This window comes from Brachybacterium sp. GCM10030268 (assembly GCF_042666305.1).
In the GTDB taxonomy this organism is placed as follows: Bacteria; Actinomycetota; Actinomycetes; order Actinomycetales; family Dermabacteraceae; genus Brachybacterium.
In genome coordinates, this window is sequence record NZ_JBHTCW010000021.1 from 1 (window position 1) to 5,402 (window position 5,402).

Genomic DNA, 5,402 nt, shown 5'->3' on the forward strand with positions numbered 1-5,402 from the left:
GTGCGCGTGTTGCTTGATATCTCAATAGCGTGTCTGTTTGTTGATGCCAATATTTGATTGGCAAATTTTAACGGATGATACAGCAGTTATATGCTGGTTGTTTGTTGTTTGCCAGGGTTTTTTCTATGTTTTCATGGAGAGTTTGATCCTGGCTCAGGACGAACGCTGGCGGCGTGCTTAACACATGCAAGTCGAACGATGACGACCGTGCTTGCACGGTCTGATTAGTGGCGAACGGGTGAGTAACACGTGAGTAACCTGCCCTTCACTTCGGGATAACCTCGAGAAATCGAGGCTAATACCGGATATGAGCTCGCACCGCATGGTGTGGGTTGGAAAGTTTTTCGGTGAGGGATGGACTCGCGGCCTATCAGTTTGTTGGTGAGGTAATGGCTCACCAAGGCGATGACGGGTAGCCGGCCTGAGAGGGCGACCGGCCACACTGGGACTGAGACACGGCCCAGACTCCTACGGGAGGCAGCAGTGGGGAATATTGCACAATGGGCGAAAGCCTGATGCAGCGACGCCGCGTGGGGGATGACGGCCTTCGGGTTGTAAACCTCTTTCAGTAGGGAAGAAGCGAAAGTGACGGTACCTGCAGAAGAAGCGCCGGCTAACTACGTGCCAGCAGCCGCGGTAATACGTAGGGCGCAAGCGTTGTCCGGAATTATTGGGCGTAAAGAGCTCGTAGGTGGCTTGTCGCGTCTGCCGTGAAAACCCGAGGCTCAACCTCGGGCGTGCGGTGGGTACGGGCAGGCTAGAGTGTGGTAGGGGAGACTGGAACTCCTGGTGTAGCGGTGAAATGCGCAGATATCAGGAAGAACACCGATGGCGAAGGCAGGTCTCTGGGCCATTACTGACACTGAGGAGCGAAAGCATGGGTAGCGAACAGGATTAGATACCCTGGTAGTCCATGCCGTAAACGTTGGGCACTAGGTGTGGGGGACATTCCACGTTTTCCGCGCCGTAGCTAACGCATTAAGTGCCCCGCCTGGGGAGTACGGCCGCAAGGCTAAAACTCAAAGGAATTGACGGGGGCCCGCACAAGCGGCGGAGCATGCTGATTAATTCGATGCAACGCGAAGAACCTTACCAAGGCTTGACATGCACCGGACGGCTGCAGAAATGTGGCTTTCTTTGGACTGGTGCACAGGTGGTGCATGGTTGTCGTCAGCTCGTGTCGTGAGATGTTGGGTTAAGTCCCGCAACGAGCGCAACCCTCGTTCCATGTTGCCAGCGCGTAATGGCGGGGACTCATGGGAGACTGCCGGGGTCAACTCGGAGGAAGGTGGGGACGACGTCAAATCATCATGCCCCTTATGTCTTGGGCTTCAAGCATGCTACAATGGTCGGTACAATGGGTTGCGAAGCTGTGAGGTGGAGCGAATCCCAAAAAGCCGGCCTCAGTTCGGATTGGGGTCTGCAACTCGACCCCATGAAGTCGGAGTCGCTAGTAATCGCAGATCAGCAACGCTGCGGTGAATACGTTCCCGGGCCTTGTACACACCGCCCGTCAAGTCACGAAAGTCGGTAACACCCGAAGCCGGTGGCCCATCCTTGTGAGGGAGCCGTCGAAGGTGGGATCGGTGATTGGGACTAAGTCGTAACAAGGTAGCCGTACCGGAAGGTGCGGCTGGATCACCTCCTTTCTAAGGAGCATCACCAGTAATTGGTGGCCATCTTCTCGCCCGAGTGTGGTGGGGGTGGTTGCTCAAGGGTGGAACATCAACGAATGGGCACTTCATCATCGTGTGAGTCGCTGGTACGTTCCCTTCGGGGTTCTGGAGCGTGGCTTGCGGGGTGGTTCGAGGTGGAGACACGCTATTGGGTTGTGAGGCTGCACGCGGCCTCCGGTCCGGGTCCTTCGGGGTCCGGGGTGCCGGGGGTGTGTGGCTGGTCCTCCCTGATGCTTGTGGCCGTGGTGGCTGTGGGTGTCGGTGTGGGGTTGTTTCTTGAGAACTACATAGTGGACGCGAGCATCTTGTAAGCAATTTTGAAGATTTTGTGTCTTTGTGTGTTGCCTAAGTTATTAAGGGCGCACGGTGGATGCCTTGGCAAGAGGAGCCGACGAAGGACGTGGGAGTCTGCGAAAAGCCTCGGGGAGTTGACAACCGAACTGTGATCCGAGGATGTCCGAATGGGGAAACCCGCCGCGAGTCATGTCGCGGTACCCGCCACTGAATGTATAGGTGGTGTGGAGGGAACGCGGGGAAGTGAAACATCTCAGTACCCGCAGGAAGAGAAAACAAATAGTGATTCCGTGAGTAGTGGCGAGCGAAAGCGGAGGAGGCTAAACCTGGTCTGTGTGATACCCGGCAGGGGTTGCAGGTCAGGGGTTGTGGGACGTGTCTGGTCCGTCTGCCGGCGGACCGACGTGGACGTGTGCTGGTAGTCGAAGTCGTGGTGAGTGCGACGGCGTAGAGGGTGTGACCCCCGTAGACGAAACTGGCATGCGGCGTGACGCTGTTCCCGAGTAGCACCGGGCCCGTGAAATCCGGTGTGAATCTGCCAGGACCACCTGGTAAGCCTGAATACTACCTCTTGACCGATAGCGGACAAGTACCGTGAGGGAAAGGTGAAAAGCACCCCGGGAGGGGAGTGAAATAGTACCTGAAACCGTGTGCCTACAAGCCGTCGGAGCCTTTTGGGGTGACGGCGTGCCTTTTGAAGAATGAGCCTGCGAGTTAGTGGTCGGTGGCGAGGTTAACCCGTGTGGGGTAGCCGTAGCGAAAGCGAGTCTGAACGGGGCGTTCAGTCGCCGGCTCTAGACCCGAAGCGAAGTGATCTATCCATGGGCAGTGTGAAGCGCGGGTAAGACCGCGTGGAGGCGCGAACCCACTTCAGTTGAAAATGGAGGGGATGACCTGTGGATAGGGGTGAAAGGCCAATCAAACTTCGTGATAGCTGGTTCTCCCCGAAATGCATTTAGGTGCAGCGTTGCGTGTTTCGTGCCGGAGGTAGAGCACTGGATAGGCGATGGGCCCCACCGGGTTACTGACCTTAGCCAAACTCCGAATGCCGGTACGTGAGAGCGCAGCAGTGAGACTGTGGGGGATAAGCTTCATGGTCGAGAGGGAAACAGCCCAGAACATCAGCTAAGGCCCCTAAGCGTGTGCTAAGTGGAAAAGGATGTGGAGTTGCTTAGACAACCAGGAGGTTGGCTTAGAAGCAGCCACCCTTGAAAGAGTGCGTAATAGCTCACTGGTCAAGTGATTCTGCGCCGACAATTTAGCGGGGCTCAAGCACACCGCCGAAGCTGTGTCATTCAGATGTATGTCTGGATGGGTAGGGGAGCGTCGTACAGACTGCGAAGCCGCGGGGTGACCCAGTGGTGGAGGCTGTACGAGTGAGAATGCAGGCATGAGTAGCGAAAGACGGGTGAGAAACCCGTCCGCCGATTGATCAAGGGTTCCAGGGCCAGGTTTATCCGCCCTGGGTTAGTCGGGACCTAAGGCGAGGCCGACAGGCGTAGTCGATGGACATCGGGTTGATATTCCCGAACCGATCGTAGGAGGACCCATACCGAGGCAGCTGATGCTAACCACCCGAGCTGTCGCCATGCCCTTCGGGGTGTGGCTGATGGTGAGGCTGGGAACCAAGGCTGTAGTAGGTCAGCGCAGGGGATGACGCAGAGAGGTAGCTTCCGCGGACTTAATGGAATAGTCCGTCCAAACGAGCAGCCCGAGCACCGGTAATGCGGTGCCGTATTGGGTGAGACGTGATGGGGATCCCGTAGGGGCGAAGGTGAGTGATCCTGTACTGCCTAGAAAAGTTCCGGCGTGACGAATACGGTCGCCCGTACCCGAAACCGACTCAGGTGATCAGGTAGAGAATACCGAGGCGTTCGAGAGAATCGTGGTTAAGGAACTCGGCAAAATGCCCCCGTAACTTCGGGAGAAGGGGGGCCCGAGAGGTGAGAGCCTTGAGGGCCGCAGAGACCAGGGAGAAGCGACTGTTTACTAAAAACACAGGTCCGTGCGAAGTTGTAAAACGCTGTATACGGACTGACGCCTGCCCGGTGCTGGAAGGTTAAGAGGACCGGTTAGATCTTCGGATCGAAGCTGAGAATTTAAGCCCCAGTAAACGGCGGTGGTAACTATAACCATCCTAAGGTAGCGAAATTCCTTGTCGGGTAAGTTCCGACCTGCACGAATGGCGTAACGACTTCTCCACTGTCTCAACCGCGAACTCGGCGAAATTGCATTACGAGTAAAGATGCTCGTTACGCGCAGCAGGACGGAAAGACCCCGGGACCTTTACTACAGTTTGATATTGGTGTTCGGGACGGCTTGTGTAGGATAGGTGGGAGACTGGGAAGCATTCACGCCAGTGAGTGTGGAGTCATTGTTGAAATACCACTCTGGTCGTTCTGGATTCCTAACCTCGGTCCGTGATCCGGATCAGGGACAGTGTCTGATGGGTAGTTTAACTGGGGCGGTTGCCTCCTAAAGAGTAACGGAGGCGCTCAAAGGTTCCCTCAGCCTGGTTGGCAATCAGGTGTTGAGTGTAAGTGCACAAGGGAGCTTGACTGCGAGACAGACATGTCGGGCAGGTGCGAAAGCAGGAACTAGTGATCCGGCACCTCATTGTGGAATGGGTGTCGCTCAACGGATAAAAGGTACCCCGGGGATAACAGGCTGATCTTGCCCAAGAGCTCATATCGACGGCATGGTTTGGCACCTCGATGTCGGCTCGTCGCATCCTGGGGCTGGAGTTGGTCCCAAGGGTTAGGCTGTTCGCCTATTAAAGCGGTACGCGAGCTGGGTTTAGAACGTCGTGAGACAGTTCGGTCCCTATCCGCTGCGCGCGTTGGATATTTGAGAAGTCCTGTCCCTAGTACGAGAGGACCGGGATGGACTGACCTCTGGTGTGCCAGTTGTTCTGCCAAGAGCATGGCTGGTTGGCTACGTCGGGAAGGGATAACCGCTGAAAGCATCTAAGCGGGAAGCCTGCTTCAAGATGAGATATCCATACACTTTTGTGTGAGAGGCCCCCAGTAGATGACTGGGTTGATAGGCCAGATGTGGAAGCACGGCAACGTGTGGAGCTGACTGGTACTAATGGCCGATGACTTATCAACACATTTTTTGATTGTTTGCTGTGTTCGCGTCCACTGTGTGGTTCTGAAGAGACAACCTCGCCATGTGCCCCGGTTTTGTGGGGTGTGTGGGTGGGCTGGTTCGGTCTCGTCGTGTTACGGCGGTCATAGCGTCGAGGAAACGCCCGGTTCCATTCCGAACCCGGAAGCTAAGCTCGATTGCGCCGATGGTACTGCACTCGCGAGGGTGTGGGAGAGTAGGTCGCCGCCGGACATCTTCACTGGGAGTGGGAGTGAGCTGGAGACCCCTTGAACAAGGGGTTTCGCTCCTCCCACTCCCTTTTTTCGCGCCCGAAAACAACCG

Annotated in this window: 3 rRNA genes; all 3 read left to right on the forward strand. The window is 56.2% G+C overall.

The window, feature by feature from the left end:
- Positions 1-130 precede the first annotated feature (130 nt).
- The 3 genes from ACFQRD_RS16605 to rrf all read left to right on the forward strand — a co-directional run bounded on the left by ACFQRD_RS16605 (position 131) and on the right by rrf (position 5,312).
- Positions 131-1,649, forward strand: a 16S ribosomal RNA gene (locus tag ACFQRD_RS16605).
- 369 nt (positions 1,650-2,018) lie between these two features.
- Positions 2,019-5,080, forward strand: a 23S ribosomal RNA gene (locus ACFQRD_RS16610).
- Positions 5,081-5,195: 115 nt separating this feature from the next.
- Positions 5,196-5,312, forward strand: a 5S ribosomal RNA gene (gene rrf, locus ACFQRD_RS16615).
- The 16S, 23S and 5S rRNA genes sit together here, the layout of an rRNA operon.
- Positions 5,313-5,402: the final 90 nt, after the last annotated feature.